Source organism: Nostoc sp. DSM 114167 (genome assembly GCF_052692655.1).
This window is the reverse complement of the sequence record NZ_CP195116.1, coordinates 6,164,502-6,183,051: the sequence shown is the minus strand read 5'-3', so window position 1 is coordinate 6,183,051 and position 18,550 is coordinate 6,164,502. Positions and strand designations below refer to the sequence as shown.

Annotated in this window: 17 protein-coding genes; 13 read left to right on the top strand and 4 right to left on the bottom strand. The window is 41.5% G+C overall.

Annotated features, from left to right (window positions below; all coding sequences use genetic code 11):
• Positions 1-250 precede the first annotated feature (250 nt).
• The 5 genes from NSTC731_RS26315 to NSTC731_RS26295 all read left to right on the top strand — a co-directional run bounded on the left by NSTC731_RS26315 (position 251) and on the right by NSTC731_RS26295 (position 2,661).
• Positions 251-634: a nuclear transport factor 2 family protein gene (locus tag NSTC731_RS26315; protein ID WP_445627520.1), complete on the top strand. Its 384-nt coding sequence runs from the start codon at positions 251-253 to the stop codon at positions 632-634.
• Between the two features lie 311 nt (positions 635-945).
• Entirely contained in the window at positions 946-1,173 is a 228-nt protein-coding gene (locus NSTC731_RS26310) for an SDR family NAD(P)-dependent oxidoreductase (protein WP_445627519.1), read from the top strand.
• 507 nt (positions 1,174-1,680) lie between these two features.
• On the top strand, positions 1,681-1,926 hold the full coding sequence (locus NSTC731_RS26305; RefSeq protein ID WP_445627518.1) for a hypothetical protein: 246 nt from the start codon (positions 1,681-1,683) through the stop codon (positions 1,924-1,926).
• A gap of 137 nt (positions 1,927-2,063) precedes the next feature.
• A complete protein-coding gene (locus NSTC731_RS26300) occupies positions 2,064-2,501 on the top strand; it encodes a nitrogen fixation protein (RefSeq protein WP_445627517.1) in 438 nt (145 codons plus the stop codon).
• 10 nt (positions 2,502-2,511) lie between these two features.
• Positions 2,512-2,661 (top strand): Nif11-like leader peptide family natural product precursor, encoded by a 150-nt coding sequence (locus NSTC731_RS26295; RefSeq protein WP_445627516.1) that lies wholly within the window; start codon positions 2,512-2,514, stop codon positions 2,659-2,661.
• Between the two features lie 168 nt (positions 2,662-2,829).
• On the opposite strand, the gene NSTC731_RS26290 is transcribed toward NSTC731_RS26295, so the two are convergent.
• Both NSTC731_RS26290 and NSTC731_RS26285 read right to left on the bottom strand, forming a co-directional pair.
• Positions 2,830-4,173: a cytochrome P450 gene (locus tag NSTC731_RS26290; protein WP_445627515.1), complete on the bottom strand. Its 1,344-nt coding sequence runs from the start codon at positions 4,171-4,173 to the stop codon at positions 2,830-2,832.
• A 48-nt stretch (positions 4,174-4,221) separates the two neighbouring features.
• Positions 4,222-4,863, bottom strand: a complete 642-nt coding sequence (locus tag NSTC731_RS26285; protein ID WP_445627514.1) for a TetR/AcrR family transcriptional regulator — start codon at positions 4,861-4,863, stop codon at positions 4,222-4,224.
• A gap of 115 nt (positions 4,864-4,978) precedes the next feature.
• Between NSTC731_RS26285 and NSTC731_RS26280 the strand changes: the two genes are divergently transcribed.
• The 4 genes from NSTC731_RS26280 (at position 4,979) to NSTC731_RS26265 (ending at position 11,330) form a co-directional block, all read left to right on the top strand.
• On the top strand, positions 4,979-6,349 hold the full coding sequence (locus NSTC731_RS26280) for an HlyD family secretion protein (protein WP_445627513.1): 1,371 nt from the start codon (positions 4,979-4,981) through the stop codon (positions 6,347-6,349).
• A gap of 213 nt (positions 6,350-6,562) precedes the next feature.
• Entirely contained in the window at positions 6,563-8,626 is a 2,064-nt protein-coding gene (locus tag NSTC731_RS26275; RefSeq protein WP_445627512.1) for an ATP-binding cassette domain-containing protein, read from the top strand.
• A 256-nt stretch (positions 8,627-8,882) separates the two neighbouring features.
• Complete coding sequence (locus tag NSTC731_RS26270; RefSeq protein ID WP_445627511.1) at positions 8,883-9,950, top strand: DMT family transporter; 1,068 nt, start codon at positions 8,883-8,885, stop codon at positions 9,948-9,950.
• A gap of 219 nt (positions 9,951-10,169) precedes the next feature.
• On the top strand, positions 10,170-11,330 hold the full coding sequence (locus tag NSTC731_RS26265) for a peptidoglycan-binding protein (protein ID WP_445627510.1): 1,161 nt from the start codon (positions 10,170-10,172) through the stop codon (positions 11,328-11,330).
• Between the two features lie 476 nt (positions 11,331-11,806).
• On the opposite strand, the gene NSTC731_RS26260 is transcribed toward NSTC731_RS26265, so the two are convergent.
• Complete coding sequence (locus tag NSTC731_RS26260; protein WP_445627509.1) at positions 11,807-12,262, bottom strand: DUF2141 domain-containing protein; 456 nt, start codon at positions 12,260-12,262, stop codon at positions 11,807-11,809.
• A gap of 316 nt (positions 12,263-12,578) precedes the next feature.
• Positions 12,579-14,132: an ammonium transporter gene (locus NSTC731_RS26255; RefSeq protein ID WP_445627508.1), complete on the bottom strand. Its 1,554-nt coding sequence runs from the start codon at positions 14,130-14,132 to the stop codon at positions 12,579-12,581.
• An 813-nt stretch (positions 14,133-14,945) separates the two neighbouring features.
• Here NSTC731_RS26255 and NSTC731_RS26250 point away from each other — a divergent pair.
• From NSTC731_RS26250 to NSTC731_RS26235, 4 genes are all read left to right on the top strand, one after another.
• Positions 14,946-15,431, top strand: coding sequence for a glutathione peroxidase (locus tag NSTC731_RS26250; RefSeq protein ID WP_445627507.1), 486 nt, complete (start codon positions 14,946-14,948; stop codon positions 15,429-15,431).
• 231 nt (positions 15,432-15,662) lie between these two features.
• The gene (locus NSTC731_RS26245; protein WP_322714445.1) at positions 15,663-16,487 is read left to right on the top strand and encodes an SDR family oxidoreductase; all 825 of its coding nucleotides are present in this window, start codon (positions 15,663-15,665) and stop codon (positions 16,485-16,487) included.
• Positions 16,488-16,509: 22 nt separating this feature from the next.
• Complete coding sequence (locus NSTC731_RS26240) at positions 16,510-17,439, top strand: alpha/beta fold hydrolase (RefSeq protein ID WP_445627506.1); 930 nt, start codon at positions 16,510-16,512, stop codon at positions 17,437-17,439.
• Positions 17,440-17,516: 77 nt separating this feature from the next.
• Entirely contained in the window at positions 17,517-18,251 is a 735-nt protein-coding gene (locus NSTC731_RS26235; protein WP_445627505.1) for a glutathione peroxidase, read from the top strand.
• Positions 18,252-18,550: the final 299 nt, after the last annotated feature.

Here is an 18,550-nt window from a genome sequence, read left to right as displayed (position 1 = left end):
AGCGCGATAGGCAGGGAATAGGGAATAGGGAACAGGAAAGAAAGCTTTCTAAGGTGTACTGAGTTTTTTCACCCAATCAAATATGAGTCCTATATATATAAAACAACCTTCCTTACAATAGAAGAATTAAAAATGGGAAATCCTGGAAATAAACCTGACATCAGGCATGATAGTGTCGATAAAAAAGCTTCAGCTAAACTCTGTACAATAAATTGTTAGTCCTTACTGCATCTGGTTCACCATATCTCTTATGTCAGATCAAAGAGCACTCCTAATCGAACTGCTCCGTGCGGCTTACGCAGCCTTCAACGCGCGAGACATTGACGCTGCCCTTGCCCTCATGACTTTGGACGTGGTTTGGCCGAGAGCGTTCAAAGGCGGTTTTGTCCGTGGACCTGAAGAAGTTCGCGCTTACTGGACGGAGCAATGGAGCGAGATCGATCCGCACGTCGAGCCGGTTTCCTTTTACTTGGAGGAGGGCGGGCGCATTTTGGTCGATGTGCATCAGGTCGTGCGTGACAAGGCTTACGCAGTTCTTGCCGATGAACACGTGGGCCATCGATTCACCTTTGAACACGGCTTGATTCAAGCTATGGAAGTCTGTCCACTTCCATCGTCCACCCCAAAGGCCTAACCATGCGCTCCTATCAAACAGGCATTTCTAGGGCGGCCTTCTTCTGTATCCGGGGTGAAGTAAGCATCCGTACAGAAAGTTACGCCCTTGGATTTGATCGTCGGCTGCTTTTAATCCAAGCGTGAGCTATGGAGAAACCTGTACCAATTGAAGTGTGATTTGAATTTTGCCAATATTTTTGATTTTATTTTCGGCGTTGCTGAATCGAAGTATGAATCATGCGATCGCTCAAATTCATACTTCAATTATGCAACGCTAAATTGCACAGAATTAACAAGGTACACCAAAGGTGAAAAAGAAACGGTGTATTATTGTTAACTTTAGTTCTGGCTGGGGACGTTCGACTTCAGCTAGGCGTTGCACCATACTGCGCTTCTAAGTGGGCAATCGAAGGATTAACTCGTTCTTTGGCACAAGAATTGCCGAATGGTATGGCAGCTATACCCCTCAATCCAGGTATTATTCATACAGATATGCTTTCTATTAGCTTTGGAGAAGAAGCTGCTAATTATACACTTAAACTCAAATGTATTAGATAGGCTATTTTCTCAACAACATTTTTATCCAACAATGGGTTGATGAAATCATGTGTGCTTGCCCTTATTAAAGAAGTTATCTGTTAACGTTAACACTGAAAAACTGGGAAAATTGAATACTTAAAAACCGGAAAAAGTGGGAAAAGTGGGAAAGGTAGGAAGATTTTAAGTTACAACAAAATAATAGAATTTTAGTGTTAATATTTTATGAAACCTTAAAGGTTGTTTAGAAAGTCGTAAAGTATATTAAAAATCCCTCTCTAAATCTCTCCCCTTAAAGGGGAGAGACTTTTCAACTCTCACGATCTCGCAGTAAACTAGGGGGGGAATTACCAATTTTTTGATGTTATTAAAAATACTTTCTAAGCATCCTCTAAGTAGAATGTGGCGAAGTAAATAAAGCATTTATTGAGAGTTTTATCTTCAATATATTATGTGATTACTTTATTTTGTCATACTCCCCAATGAGCAGTAAACTGAAAATAAAATTAGTGAGTGGGAATAATCAAGATGAAAAGAGAAAACAGAGAGTACAACAATCAAACTGAAATTCATGATTTGATTAATGAAGCAGTAAACAATGCGTTAGCACGTAGAAATCAAATTCCAGATGCAAGCGAAGGTTTATCAAGTTTATCTGATGAAGAAGTGGCAAATATTGTAGGAGGTAAAACTCAACCTGCGATCGCAGGTTTTAAATCTGTTTGTCCTCCTCCAATAATCGTGGGACTGATTGCAACAGATACTAAAGCTTAGATATTGACAGGACTTACGCAAAATATGTCGTAAGTAGCAGTAATTCATGAATTACCACTACGGAATAATAGGCTTTTCAATTATTTTCGCGTAAGTCCTGATTGAGTAAAAAATCATCTTCGCTAAAGCTTCAAATCATGGAAATTCCTGTTGATAAGACTACACTGTGTCCTAGTGCTAGACCAGAACTGGCAGACAGTATAGTCTTTGGTATAGTTGGCAAAAAAGCGAGCCAAGCGCGTGTAACTTATCTCAAGCAGCCACTACCTGTTACAGATGAACTGTTAGCAAAAGCTAGCCCAGTTACACCCACTGAAATTTTTCGCACTGCTGCCCCTTGTGCATCAAAAGATTGTCAGCATTTTGACGGTAAAGATTGTCGTCTAGCAACGAGAGTTGCAGAAAAATTACCTGCTGTAGTAGAAGAACTTCCTCCCTGTTTTATACGAAGAGATTGCCGTTGGTGGCAGCAAGAAGGCAAAGCAGCTTGTCTGCGTTGTCCACAAGTTATAACCGACAATTATAATCCATCCGAGTTAATGCATGAAGTTGCTCTACCTGAAGTAGTTATTTAAGGAGAAAATTATGTCTCTTAAAAATGTCAGAGCTTTTTATGAAAAGCTAGTTAATGATGAAGCTTTTCGTACTCAAATGCAACAATTTGAAAGCAAGGATGAATCTACCAGACTAGTCAAAGAAGCTGGTTATGATTTCACTCTAGAAAAATTTGAATAATATACAGCTAAACTAACGTGAGTTCGATGAACCTCTCCCCAATCCCTCTTGGAGGCGGAGAGGGGCAGAAATATTCTTAGTTTCTAACGAAAAAATTAGGGTTTCAAAGCCTCTCGAAGAGTGGGGGAGAGGAATGGAAGTGGGGTTTTTAGAGCCGTCGAACTCACGTTAAATAAGTTTTTTAATAGCCATCATCCGAACTCCACCATTCGGAGCAAGGGTAAATCCACGTCGTTGCAGTTTAATAGGTTTATTTTCTACTAAAGTAAGTTGATAATTAGATAAAACTGTTGCGAGGACTAATTTAATTTCTAACTGAGCTAGGGCATATCCTAAACAGCGCCGACTTCCACCACCAAAAGGAATGAACTCCCAAGGGGAATACTGGCGTCCTAAAAAACGTTCGGGATTAAATTGTTGAGGATTAGGATACAAGTCTTCTCGGTAATGCAAAAGGTAGATACTTGGCATTAAAGTTGTGTCAGGAGGAAACTGATATCCGGCAATATTTATGGATGATTTGGTAATGCGTGGGAAAAGCCCTGGAAGGACTGGATACATCCGCAGGGTTTCTTGGCAAACTGCGCTTAAGTAAGGAAGTTGAGCAATTTCCATCGGGTTTGGATTTTCTCCCAAGCTGTCGAGTTCCTGCTGCAATTTTGAGAGGACATCTGGATTTTGGTGAATTTGATAGAAAGCCCAGGCTAGCGTTGTTGCAGTAGTTTCATGTCCAGCAAATAAAATTGTCAGCAATTCATCTTTTAATTCATCGTCGGTCATTGCTTGCCCATTTTCATCCCGTGCTGCCATCATTAAGCTCAGAACATCACCCTGGTGATTGTTCTTTGTTCTTTTCTCTTCAATTTCTGCTTGAAGTAGCTGATAAATATAGTTTTGTCTACTTTTCATCTGCCCCCAAGGAGTCCATTTTCCCCAATCTTGTTGTAGGAATCGGAAAAATAGCATACTAGAGCGCAAAGGAGAATCAGTCATATCCAACCAACTAGTTAGTAGAGGTAAAATTAGTTGATAGCGTTCCCCTTCACTTAAACCAAAGACAATTTGTAAAATTACTTCTAGACTAACTTTCTGCATGGCAGAACGAGCCACAAAAGGTTGATTGATTTGCCATTGACTGGCGATTTGCTCGGTAATTAAGCAGATTTGTTGAGCATAAGTCTGTAGCCTTTCTCCATGAAAGGGAGGCATTAATAATTTTCGTTCTCGTCGATGCCGGGGACCATCTATTAACATGAGAGAATTTCGCCCAATCAGAGGCTCTGCAAGTTTATTACCACGACCAATATCAAATTTAGAATCTTGACTGAAAATTTCTTGAATGGCTTGGGGATGACTAAGAATTACATAAGAACCGAGTCCAGCTAGTTGCATGGAAAAAATATCTCCATACTCTTGACTATACTTTTGCTGAAATCCAATCGGATCGGCAATCCATCCGATCAGTTGCCACCATGAAGGGCTAGTAATGCAATTCGGTAATTGACTAAGCATAATATTTTACTTGTGATTTCACTCGATCATCTCAAACAAATACACCCATTATCCCTGAGTAACCATATTTAAGGACTGGCTCATAACCGCATTTATTAAGCTATCTAGCAAGCGATCGCGTGATAAAGATGTAAGTTCTTTTCCATACAACATCTCTTGTAAAATCACGTAGGATACCAGCGAACCAAAAAAAATATGAGCCATTGCTTCTGGATCGGTGATTCTTAATTCTGGATGAGATCCGAAATACTGACTCAGCATTTGCCGACCGCGTAGCACAACGGTTTGAGTATAAAGTTTGGCTAGTTCTGGAAAGTTTTGTGACTCGGTGATAATCAAACGCAATAATGCCAAATAATCGGGATTATCAGCGACTTCGGTTAAATAAATTTTAGCAATTTGACGCAAAAAAATCGCTGGTTCGCTATGTAAATTTTCTGTGCAAACAATACTTTGAAAACAAGCGAGGGTCAACCGTTCTATCAATGCTTTAAACAGCCCTTCTTTATCTTGAAAGTGACTGTATATTGTTTGCTTAGATACTTTAGCCGCCGCGCTAACACGATCCATACTTGTTCTAGCGTAACCCTCCTTCAAAAACACCTGTATAGCTCCTTGCAAGATTTGCTCCTGCTTGGGAGCGATCGCAGGTAAAGTATTTTCTAGGTGGAAAGTAGGGTTTATAGGCATGAAAAGTAAACTTTTTGACTTATATCTTGTCTTATCATACTAGACAGTCTAGTATATGACACAGAATTCAAAGTTTTCAATTTACAAAATATTTTTCACAATCCAGGGTGATACCATGACTCAGACTATCCCAACATCCCCGGAAAATTTCAAAGATGCAGTATCGAAGCAGCAAAACCGCAAGAAACCGATCCTTTTACCGATTGGGGTGCTGCTGGTGGCTGGTGGTATTGGCTACGCGGTGTGGCGCTCTCAACCGCAAGTATCACCAAATGTACTGCAAGTTAGTGGACGGATTGAGGGTTATGAAACCGAGATCGGGATCAAGCGTTCTGGAAGAATTGAGACAATTGCCGTGCGGGAAGGGGCAGCAGTTAAAAAGGGGCAAGAGTTAATTAAGTTAGACGACACAGACGATCGATTGCTGCAACAACAACTACTTGGTAGTCAAGCGAGAGTGACATCTGCTAGGTATGATGAACAACAGGCAATTTCAGATGTAGAGCGAGTCAGTAGAGAAATTCAAGAAATTAACAGCCAAATTAACGAAGCCAAACTGAATTTACAGCAGTCTCAAGGAGATACCCAAGGAAGAATTGAGCAGGCAAAAGCAAATGTCGCAGCAGCCCAAGCCACATTAGTGCAAGCACAGGCACAAGTTAAACAGGCAGCAGCAGAAGTTAATTTAGCAAAAATCAACCGCGATCGCTATGCCCAATTGGTAAAAGAAGGGGCAGTCAATCAACAACAATTCGATCAAGCCCAAACTACTCTAGATACCGCGATCGCAACCCTAGAAGCACGAGTTGCAGCAGTTAATGCCGAACGCCAGCAATTAAAGGCTACATCAGGAGCGTTAACTCAAGTTAATACTACAGGTTTCAATCCTGATATTCGCAACGCCCAGTTAACAGCTTTAGTTAGAAAGCAACAGCAAAGTTATGCTCAACTTAAATCTGCACAGGCAAAAGTCAACTCTGCCCGTGCCAAAGTGAAAGATGCCCAAGCATCAAATCAGCAAATCCTTACCCAGATTGCAGACTCCAAAAAAGATTTAAATGTAGTTAGTCCTTTAGATGGAGTAGTGACAGCCCGTAATGTCGAACCAGGTGCAATAGTTAGCAGTCAGACTAATATTTTGACAATTGTTGACCCCAAAACAGTGTATTTTAGAGGTTTTATTCCCGAAGGCGATATTGGCAAAGTGCGTCTAGGACAAACAACAAAAATCTTCATTGATTCTGCACCAAAAAAACCATTAGAAGGTAAAGTAATCTCCATCGATCCGCAAGCTTCATTTACACCAGAAAATATTTACTTTCAAAAAGATCGAGTCAGGCAAGTAGTAGGAATTCGGATCAAAGTTCAAAACCCTGATAGCTGCTTTAACCCCGAAAAACCTTATAGGGAATCAGATTTACCCTGCGCCAAAATGGGGATGCCAGCAGATGCCGAAATTAATTTGAAGGCAGGGGGTAGGGGGTAGGGAGCAGGGGAGCAGGGAGCAGGGGGCAGGGGAGCAGGGGGCAGGGGAGTAGGGAGCAGGGAGCAGGGAGCAGGGAGCAGGGGGGAAATATTTAGCATTTTTAAGATAGTCCCGATTAAAAAATTTCATTGCCAACTATGAAAAAGGTATCTTCGTGTACACTCCATCCTCTGAAACCATTACACCACTTTTCAAGCTAGGACGCTGAAGGGAATGAAACAGCAAATTACTACTTTCTCTCGAAACTTACCTCCATCATCTAGTTTGCTAACCACAACCACAGCAATTGAAGTTCGCGGTTTGCACAAGCACTATGGAAACTTAGCTGCTGTGCGAGGAATTGATTTGAGTGTCTACAAAGGTGAAATGTTTGGACTAATTGGCCCTGATGGTGCGGGGAAAACTAGTACATTTCACATTTTGGGCGGTGTGATGGAAGCAACCGCAGGAGAGGTGCAAATATTTAATCAACCTGCACGAGATGCCCGATTAATAACAGGTTATCTTACTCAACAGTTTTCGCTGTATTTGGATTTGAGTATTGATGAAAACTTGCGTTATGCAGCAGGGTTGCGGCAAGTAACAGATGATTTATTAAGAAAACGCCGCAATAAATATTTAAAATTAATGAATTTAGAGCGATTTGGCGATCGCTTAGTGGGACAACTTTCTGGTGGGATGAAACAAAAGCTGGCGCTGTGTTGTGCTTTGGTTTCGCAACCAGAAGTATTGTTATTAGATGAACCTACCACGGGTGTCGATCCAGTTTCCCGGCGGGAGTTTTGGGATGTACTGGGGGAATTATCAGCCGAGGGGATGACAATTGTAGTTGCGACACCATATTTAGATGAAGCTGAACGCTGTAACCGCGTGGCTTTGATGTATAGTGGACAAATTCATGAAATTGGCACACCCAAAGAGTTACGGGCTAACTTAGGCTTGCATCGCTTAGAAGTGCGAACAGCCAACCTAGAAGCTACAGAAGAAATACTCTCCCAGGCTACTCAGACAAATATAGTAGATGTGCAAACTTTTGGCGATCGCTTGGATGTCCTCGTTGAAGATATAAATTCTGGCGAAACCCAAGTCCGCGAACTACTGCAACAACATCACTTACCTTCTCCCAGTATCGAATATGGCGAACCCACATTAGAAAACGTTTTTGTCATGCGCTTGCGACAACAAGGTTCTGCACCGCAATTTTTTCCATTTCCTCGTTATCGGAAGAGGGGAGCAGGGGAGTGGGGGAGTAGGGAGCAGGGAGCAGGGAGCAGGGAGCAGGGAGCAGGGGAGCAGGGGGACAATTCAGCACGGGCTAAACGCCCCGCTGACGCTAACAGCACTCAGCACTCAGCGCTAGCAATATATGCTCGCAACCTCAGCCGGGTTTTTGGCAAGTTCCAAGCCGTTAAAGATGTCAACGTCGAAGTTCGCTATGGGGAAATTTTTGGATTGTTAGGTGCTAATGGTGCTGGCAAAACCACCACCATTAAGATGCTGTGTGGATTACTAGGAGCAAGTGGCGGTGAAATTTCCTTGGGTGGTGAGACAGGAAATCTACGTAGTGCAGACTTACGGCGACGCATTGGTTATATGAGTCAAAAATTCACTCTTTACGACGATTTAACTATTCTGCAAAATCTCGAATTTTATAGCGGAGTTTACGGCGTACCTCGCAAGCTTCGACGCGAAAAAATTGATTGGGTAATCGCTACCTGCGGCTTAGAAGGACAAGCAAATATGATTACAGGGCAGCTACCAGGTGGTTGGAAGCAGCGAGTTGCTTTCGGTGCTTGCGTGATGCACGAACCAGATATTTTGTTTTTAGACGAACCAACATCAGGGGTAGATCCGTTGGCGCGTCGCCAGTTTTGGAAGCTGATTAATGATTTCGCCCGCAACGGTACAGCTATTTTAGTGACAACGCACTATCTAGAAGAAGCTGAACAGTGCAACCGCATGAGTTTTATGGTTGCAGGAGAAACCGTCGCTGAAGGTTCACCCAGTTCTGTCAAAGCCTCGCAGCCGGGACAATTAATAGAAATTATTGTCAATCAAAACCAAGTAGCTTCTAAAATACTAAAACAACACTTTGAGTCTTGGCGCGTCTCGATTTTCGCTGATAGTTTACACATTGTTCTCGATCGCCCCGAACAGGAAATAAATCAACTAACTCAACTTTTAAAAGCTAATCAAATTACCATCAATTCTTTACGTCCGATTCCTTTTTCTTTAGAAGATGCCTTTATTGGTATAGTACAGCGATCGCCAAAATAGAAAAAGAGTTATAAAGCAAATCATCCTCCAAAACCCTCAGCGTTCCTCTGCGTTTAATAAAAACACTATGATTTTAGCCAAAGCCATACTTAATATATATGAAACGAATTCTTGCTCAATGTGTAAAATAAATAGCCTTACGGACTTGTAGTGTGGATTTTTCCTTCATTGCTCTTTGCGATCGCAAAACTACATAATTCGGTAAAATTGGGTAAAGCAATTTTTGCGCTTGTTTAACAAAGGCATCAGCAAACCCATGCAACTGAAACTCAGTGCATCTCGACTTCCCTTCGCCCCCCTGTTGTTAATCTCCCCCTTTTTCCTATGGGGGACGGCAATGGTAGCGATGAAAGGAGTGATACCCCACACCACACCGCTATTCATGGCAGGTGTGCGTCTGATACCAGCAGGGATGTTAATTCTGATTGCAGCAGCATTCATGGGTAAACCCCAGCCGAAGGGTTGGGCTGCATGGCTGTGGATTGCCTTATTTGCCCTAGTAGATGGGACGCTGTTTCAAGGCTTTTTGGCAGAGGGATTAGTCAGAACTAGTGCAGGGTTGGGGTCTGTGATGATTGACTCGCAACCCTTGGCTGTTGCCTTGCTGTCGTTGTGGCTATTCCAAGAACAGATTGGTTTTTGGGGATGGCTGGGGCTAGGCTTGGGAGTCACAGGCATTACTTTAATTGGCTTACCTGATGAGTGGATTTTACATTTTCTCGACTCAGGCGCAAATATGACAATCGGCAACTGGCAAGATTTGTTTGCTAGTGGCGAGTGGTTAATGCTATTAGCAGCACTATCAATGGCAGTGGGAACAGTGTTGATTCGATTTGTGTGCCGACATGCTGACCCTGTAAGCGCTACGGGATGGCACATGATTTTGGGCGGATTGCCGCTATGGGGAATTTCATCAGTTGTTGAATCCCAGCAGTGGGAAAATCTGGGAGGAACTGATTTCATGGCCTTGGGTTATGCTACCGTATTCGGCAGTGCGATCGCTTATGGGTTATTCTTCTACTTTGCTTCTAGTGGCAGTCTCACGAGTCTTAGTTCTCTCACCTTCCTAACACCCGTCTTTGCGCTACTATTCGGCAATCTTTTCCTCTCAGAAGTCCTCAGTCCGTTGCAGTGGGTAGGAGTATTTCTCACTTTAATCAGCATCTATCTCATTAATCAACGCGATACTTTAGCAGGACAAAACGACACAGTTACTGTCGGCGAGATAGCTAATATACAGCAACCAGTTTTAGAAGCATCTGCTAAAAAATTGAACCCCATCAGCCTCGCAGTTAAAGAATCGGAACCAGAAATATTACCCTAACTTGTTAAAATAATTCGTAATTAGTAATTAAGTAGAGGATGAGGGAGTCGAAAAGCAGGAGAGCAGTGGCAGTCAGTCTTTCCCCTCTGCCCCTCTGCCCCTCTGCCTCTTCTGCCCCATACCCAATTCTCAATTAAAAATGACAGTTAACATTTGGTCGTCTAGAAGCTATTGTGGTATCGAAGATTTGAAAAGCACCTTCAAGCTGAAACTTGCAATATGAGGCTATGCCCTTCCTCAATTCTGATATTTACCTGTTTTGCTTGCGTGGGTTTTTACCCAAATCGCTCAAGTTCAGCTTCACCTAACCTAGCACCTGAAATTTTAGAACTTGCACAAGCTAGTCCGAAAGTTACTGCTAGTCCAGCTGTTTTAAGATATGGTAGTCGAAAATCAGATGTGCAGAGACTACAAACCCAATTAAAGCAGTTGGGGTACTACAGAGATGTAGTAGATGGACAGTATAACGCCAATACGGAAATCGCTGTAGCTAAATTCCAGAAAGTAAAAGGTTTAAAATTAGATGGGCTTGCTGGCCCGGCGACTCAGGAGAAACTGCAAGCAGCAATAGAGGCGAAAAAGCAGTTGTTCACCTCTTCAAAAGTTACCTCTCCAAAAGTTACTTCTATTGCTCCGACTTCTGCAAATCCCAAAGCACCTGAGAGAGGTTTTGTCTGGTGGTTACTATTTGCCATTGGAGTTTTAGGATGTACTGGCGCACTTTTTTATCTGCTGAGGTTGTTTCAAAAGAGAAAGCAAGTGCAAAAGTCCGAAATATCAGAACCTAAAAGTTTGAGTGAAGCTAACAAAGAACCGATTACACCACCTTTACTGGAGACTGTCACTAATCTACAAACACCTCCTCCACCACCAACATTTTCCGCACAATTACTGTTACCAGAAAAAACTTCCCGTCTTGCTAAACTCAATATCGTTGAGGAATTAATTCAAGATTTACGCAGTTCTGACCCAACCAAGCGGCGCAAGGCTATTTGGGATTTGGGCCAGCAGGGAGATTCGCGGGCAATTCAACATCTGGTTGACCTGATAATTGATGCTGATTCTCAAGAACGCAGCTTAATTTTGGCAGCTTTGTCAGAAATTGGCATCCGCACACTCAAACCAATGAACCGTGCTTTAGCAATTTCAATTCAAGATGAAAGTCCACAAGTGCGGCAAAATGCGATCCGTGACCTGACGCGCGTTTATGACATGATGGGTCAAATGACTCAGATGTTGCACCATGCGCTAGAAGACCCAGATGCCGATGTGCAAGCAACAGCACGATATGCTTTAAATCAGATGAATCGAATACGAATACGTGACTTGCCAGAGCAACAGAGTCTACAGGAAGATTCTGATAATAATTCACAACAATAGAGATTATATCAAGTTCGGGTGATTACTTATAATAAAATCTATCAATGTAGGTTGGGTTGAACGGCAGTGAAACCCAACATGAACAAGGATCAAATGTTGGGTTTCGTTCCTCAAACGCCACGTGCTTCAAGTCGGGGAACCCGCCCAACGCAGTGGCTCCCCAACCTACAGATATTATTATAAGTGTTTAACCGAACCTGATATTAGACCTCTTGCAAAAATATATTTTTGCACTTTTAGGGAAAAGGGGAAAGGTTAAAGGGAAAAGATTTTGAGTTTCTTTACCCTTTTCCCCTTCCCCCCGACTTTTGCAAGAAGTCTATTGATGGTGTACCCAATACTTCTCGTTTGTGCATTTTTAATTATGAATTGGGTTTTGGAAAAGGTTACTGGGTTTGGGTTAAAGATTTTTTCTTCCCCTTTTCCCCAAAACCCGAAAAGTATTGGCAGTGTACTAAGCTGAATCTGCTATCAGCTTAAAAGTATTTCAACTGGATGTGGATATTAGTATCTGGCCCTACTACTAAAAATGCTGCTTCGCTAAATTTAGGCGCTCTTGTGCGAATTTCTGGATTGCTGGAAAATCCAAAACCTTCCCTTGGTATACCAAAAAGATTGGTATTGAGGGTGCGGTCATTATTTTGATCGTGGAAGACAGCAACGGCGTAACTACCTGCTTTCAAGTTATTAAAGGTAAGTGGTAAGGGATTTTCAGTAATCTTGGTACACTGTTTTTGTAAGACACGATTGCCATCGCTAGGAAATCCTTCACTGCTAGCAAATATACTGGCACAAACTTGTCCTTTTTTATTCTTCAAACCATCAATTTCCACGGTCAGTTTGCCGTTAAAATTTGCTTTGGCATTAAATGACCATGCTAAATTTCCCATCACTGCCAATAGCAGCATACTAGCTCTTAAGCCTTTAAGCATAAAATTTTCACAAGGTAAAATGCGATCGCTAAATTATTGAAGAAGGCAGTGTTTCGACTACGCGGCAGTTGAGCGTAGTCGAAACTCAACAACCGGACAGGAGGTTTTATACCCCCTACTTTTCCCCGCTTCGGTAGAGAAGCAAAATCAATTCAATCAACTAATGGTGTATTGGTCGCTCAAATTACAGCTATTTTCAGATAAATAGACCACGCGGTAGGAGCGCAAGGCCTTACGCCCCTACGACAGGTGTGGTTCAAATACATGATTTCTGCTGTCAGAATATGCCAGAGGGTGAGCTAAAGAAATATTTTCCCTAATATCTCCCACTTGAGGTTTGTTCATCAGAAAATACCATTGCATCACCTTCTTTAAGAAATCCACTGTAGGCTTCCATACCGTGTTCGCCAATATCTAAACCTTCTAATTCCTCTTCTCTAGATACTCTAATACCTAAAGTAGCTTTTAGTGCCAACCAAAAAATACTACTGAGTAAAACAGTGAACCCACCTACTGAGACAACGCCCAGCAACTGAACACCAAACTGTCCAAAGCCACCACCGGAAAATAAACCTTTTTCTGGGCCAAGTGTATACCAGGTAAAAGCACCAGGGCCAACAGACCATAGACCAACTGCTAGGGTTCCCCAAATACCACCAACTAAGTGAACTGAGGTAGCTCCCACTGGGTCATCAATGCCAAGTTTGTCAAAGAATGTTACAGAGAAAACTACCAGTACCCCAGCAATGAAGCCAATTACTAAAGAACTAGCGACACCTACGTAAGCACAAGATGCTGTAATCCCAACCAAACCAGCCAAAATACCATTGATAATCATTGACAAGTCTGGTTTACCTAAGTACAACCAAGCTGTGATAGTGGCAGCAATTCCACCGCCAGCAGCAGCCATGTTAGTAGTTAGAGCAATATGAGCGATCGCACCAGGATCGGCAGCCATGACAGAACCGGGGTTGAAACCAAACCAGCCCAACCACAAAATCAAACAGCCCAAAGTAGCAATACTCATGTTGTGACCGGGCATTGCTACAACTTGCTTGTCTTGATATTTACCAAGACGGGGGCCAAGAAATGCTGCTCCCATCAAAGCTGCCCAGCCACCTACAGAGTGAACCACCGTAGAACCGGCAAAATCCCAAAAGCCTCTATCTGCTAGCCAACCACCACCCCAAATCCAATGTCCGGTAATGGGATAGGCAATACCTACAAGTAAAAGGCTAAAAATTAGGAAGTCAACAAACTTAATCCGTTCGGCTACTGCACCAGAAACGATTGTTGCTGCTGTTCCAGCAAACACTAGCTGGAATAAAAACTTGGCTGCTAAAGGTACACCAGCCCAATTAATGGCATTGAACACACCTTTATAAGCGTCTGCTGTAGCGGGACTGTTATCTGCTCCTTTTAAGAAAAACCCATTCAATCCCATGAAGTCATTGCCATCACCGAACATGAAGGCAAAACCAATTGACCAAAAGGCAACGGTAGACAGAGCAAATACAATCAAGTTTTTGGAAAGAACATTGACAGCATTTTTCTGGCGACAGAAGCCAGTTTCTAACATACAAAAACCAGCGTTCATGAAGAACACTAAAAAAGCAGCGATCGCTACCCACAGGGTGTCAATAGCAATTTTGAGTTCTGCTGTCGTTGGCGCTGCGGCTGGAGTTTGGGCAACTGCGGCATAACCCCAACCCAACACAATCAGACAAGCGATAGGTAAACAAGCTTGCCAACTGGGAGAAAGTCGCTGAATCAAATTAAATAGCTTGACTTTAGAGTTAGATTGTGAATTGATAATGTAATTTCTTGCAGACGAATGCCTATTTTTGGTTTTCGATTTTTGTTTGTACATGAATTTGAGTATTATCCTCCAAATCATCCTTAAAAGAGGTAAAAAGCAGGTTAAGCAGAAAAAAATACTCTCCGAAATTAGATCCAGTGGGTTTTGATATTTTTTATTTAGACAAATTGTTGAAAAACCAGAAACTCAAATAACCTTAGTAGGAGTTTAAGAAACTATTGGCACATCTGTAAATATTTTTTATAGTTCTTCGTAAGAAATTTATGATGTATTTTCTGGAAGAGTCAAGTCTTTTTAACTTAATCTTTAAATGTTTTAAAAAAAATTAGCTGAAAAAGCGCCCAAAATTGTCTGGAATAATGTCAATAAAAAATCAGGTAGAAAGAACTACCCTAAAATGCCTCTTTTAAGCTAACAATGTGATTTTTAGCTCTATTCACTATCAAAACTAAAAAACTGTATCATAAAATACAGTTTTTTAGTTTTTGTAATGAAATATAATTCATGATGCAACAAAAAAGTAACTATATTCTTTCTAGCTACCTATTTTCCAAAATCATAAATTGGAGAATTCAGGATGTTGTTAACTTTTGATACAAAGAGTCAATTCTTTGTAGCTTTCAACCTAGATCGATTCATCACCGCATTCAAAATTCGGTATTAAAAGCAACGTAAATGTAACGTATTTATGCTGAAAGAATAGCTTTCTCGAGCTATTTCTGCAAGATACAGGGTTTTGCAACTACACAACTCACATAGAATTGTTACAACAAGACTAACAAACGTAATTTCCTTAAAGAAACCGAGTTTAAAGTACCTGTAATATGGGAGACTTGGCAATATTCCCTATCAATCAGATTTCAGATGAATAACACAATTTCGGATATTGCAGTCAAGACCATCAACGGTGAAGATAAGCAATTAAACGACTACACCGATAAGGTACTCTTAATTGTAAATGTGGCTTCCTTCTGCGGTTATACTTCTCAATACGAGGGGTTAGAAAAGTTGAACCAAAAGTATGGAGAAGCAGGTTTACGTATTTTAGGGTTTCCTTGTAACGATTTTGGTGGGCAAGAACCAGGAAGCAATGAAGAAATTGTGCAATTCTGCACGAGTAAATATGGTGTTACCTTTGAACTATTTGATAAAGTTCATGCCAAAGGTTCACAGCAGCATCCACTTTATGAGCGACTTACTAAAGCTGTTGAGCCAACGGGAGCTGTTGCTTGGAACTTTGAAAAATTTTTAGTTAATAAGCAAGGTGAAGTGATAGCTCGATTTAATAGTAGTGTCCAGCCAAATTCACCAGAAATAATTGCCATAATTGAGAAAGAATTAGCGAAATAGTCATTTGTCATTTGTCACTTGTACTGAGCGAAGTCGTTGGCGTGGTCACTGAGCGTAGTCGAAGTGCAGCCTCTCCAAGAGTTGTATTTGTCATTTGTCATTTGTCACTAAATCAAAATTTTTGTACTATTGACTGTTAGCTCTGGACTGTTAAAATTATTTACTTCCAGACAGTCTAAATTGAGAAAATCGTCTCAATGAGTAGTTTAATTTATTTGTGTCTAATTTGTCATGAACGTTGCAATCATTGGTTGTGGTTATGTTGGTTATAAAGTTGCTCAATATTGGCAGCAAGATATGAATTTTGTTGTTAGTGTAACTACAACTTCTCCTGAGCGTGTCCCCGCCCTACAATCAGTATCTCAAAGAGTTGTAGTTACCAGTGGTAATGACATAGATGGTCTAAAATCAGTTTTGCACAATCAAGAAGTTGTACTTTTGAGTGTTGGGGCAAAAAATGGAGAAGTTTATGAAAAAACTTATCTACAAACTGCCCAAACTTTAGTTTCGTGCTTACAGCAGATTAAGAGTGTAAAACAATTAATCTACACAGGTAGTTATGCTGTATATGGTGACAGAAATGGTGTATGGGTAGATGAAGAAACACCGCTTGCACCTGCTAATTTAAATGCCCAAATCCTCTGCAAAACAGAAGAGGTGTTGCTATCGGCATCTAGCGAAAATCTCCGTGTTTGTATATTCCGCTTAGGAGGGATTTATGGAACTGGTAGAGAACTGTTGAAAATATTTGGTAGATATTCTGGTACAACCCGTCCGGGCAATGGTGAGGATACCACAAATTGGATTCATCTAGATGATATTGTTGGTGCGATAGAATTTGCCCGTCACCGTCGTTTGCAAGGAATTTACAATCTGGTAGATGATGCACATCTCACCAGCCGAGACTTGCTAGATAGCTTATTTGAAAAACATAATTTACCCAAAGTAGAATGGGATACATCTATCAAGAGTACTCGCCCCTATAATGCTTGGGTATCGAATGAAAAGCTCAAAGAAGCTGGATACAAATTGATTCATCCACAGATGATTTTTTAGCACGTATTAAAAACTAGGAATTATGCAACCATCTGCTGTAGCTAACACAACTAATTTGACAGCATCTCCTAGCCAGTTTTACAGTTGGCAGAATTATCGTTGTGCTTACGAAGTACATCAACCAATTAATACAACATCTGAGGGCATTCCCTTACTATTAATTCATCCGATTGGCGTGGGATTGTCGCGGCGATTTTGGCAACGATTTTGTCGCGAGTGGTATCGTACAGGTCAGCGTAATTCAATTTATAATCCTGATTTACTAGGATGTGGTGAAAGTGATATGCCCCGTATAGCTTACACTCCTAGTGATTGGGCAGAACAGTTACAGTTCTTTTTGCAAACAGTAGTCCAAAAATCGGTTATTTTAGTAGTACAAGGCGCTTTATTGCCAGTTGCTATTCAATTAGTCCAAAAGCAATCAAATTTAATTGCCGGATTGGTACTTGCTGGGCCGCCAACGTGGGCTTTGATGACAAATAAACCACCAAAATGGCAAGAGAAATTCCTTTGGAATGTGTTAGATTCGCCTTTTGGTAGTGCTTTTTATCGGTATGCACGCACTCCCAAATTTTTACGTTCTTTTTCGATTCGTCAACTCTTTGCTTCTGAAACTGCGGTGGATGCAGAGTGGTTAAATACATTGCTTGCAGGTGCAGAAAATCCTGCTAGTCGCTATGCAGTATTTTCTTTTTTAGCAGGGTTTTGGCGAGATGATTATACTAGTTTTATGGCCTCGATTGGGCAACCAACATTAGCAGTTATGGGTGAAATTGCATCCAGTATTAGCCAAGACAATAAAAAAGAAACGCCAGATGAACGTTTGGCTCACTATCTTGGTTGTTTGCCTGAAAGTCGAGGTTTAAAAATAAATGGGCGTAATGTTTTACCGTATGAATCAACCACTGAATTTGTAGCAGCGATCGCTCCATTCATTAATGAAGTTTCTTAGACGATTGATAGTTACATTGTACCAGTTCTCCCATGATAGGTTATGACTGGAATTGATTACTAAAGGCAAGCAAAATTATGTTACCCAATCGCCGAGGACAAAGAGTACCCAATGTCATTTTTCATACTCGCAAGGACAACCAATGGGTGGATGTGACAACTGATGAGCTATTTGCTAATAAGACAGTAGTTGTCTTCTCTTTACCAGGTGCTTATACTCCGACTTGTTCATCCACTCATCTCCCTGGCTACAACGAATTAGCTCCAATTTTCAAACAGAATGGTGTCGATGACATTATCTGTATTTCTGTTAATGATGCCTTTGTGATGAACGAATGGGCAAAGGATCAAGAAGTAGAAAATATCACACTAATTCCTGATGGAAATGGTGAATTTACTGAAGGGATGGGTCTATTAGTAGATAAATCAGACCTGGGGTTTGGCAAGCGATCGTGGCGTTATTCTATGCTGGTGAGAGATGGTGTAATTAACCAGATGTTTATTGAACCAGAGGAGCCAGGAGATCCCTTTAAGGTGTCGGATGCTGAGACAATGCTCAGATACATCAATCCCCAAGCAGTTAAGCCCGAAGTAGTTTCCCTGTTTGCGAAAGTGGGTTGTCCCTTTTGTGCCCGTGCTAAGGCAATGCTCAAGGAACATGGCATCAACTACGAAGAAATTACCTTGGGTAAGGATATCACCACGCGATCGCTAAAAGCAGTTGCAGGTGCAACAACAGTTCCCCAAGTATTTATCGATGGTAAATTAATTGGTGGTTCTGAAGCATTAGAAGCCTACTTCGCTGCTAAATAGGGTTGAGTAGGGTTGCAATACTGCATAGGTTTTGCCTCAAAAATAGAAATGTGTAGTAGTGTGGCAAGCTTGAAATAGTGCATTAGACGTAGGTTGGGTGGAGCGGAGCGCAACCCAACATATATCAGGATGTTGGCTTTGGCAAAGCCTCCAACGCCACTTGCTACAACGCGAGGAACCCGCAAGAGCGCTGTGGCTCCCCAACCTACAATTTTTTTGCAACTCCCCCTAAACCGAATGGCACTAAGTTAAGATACAGCCTTTATCCTGACTGGTTAAGAGCCTCCAGGCTGGGAACT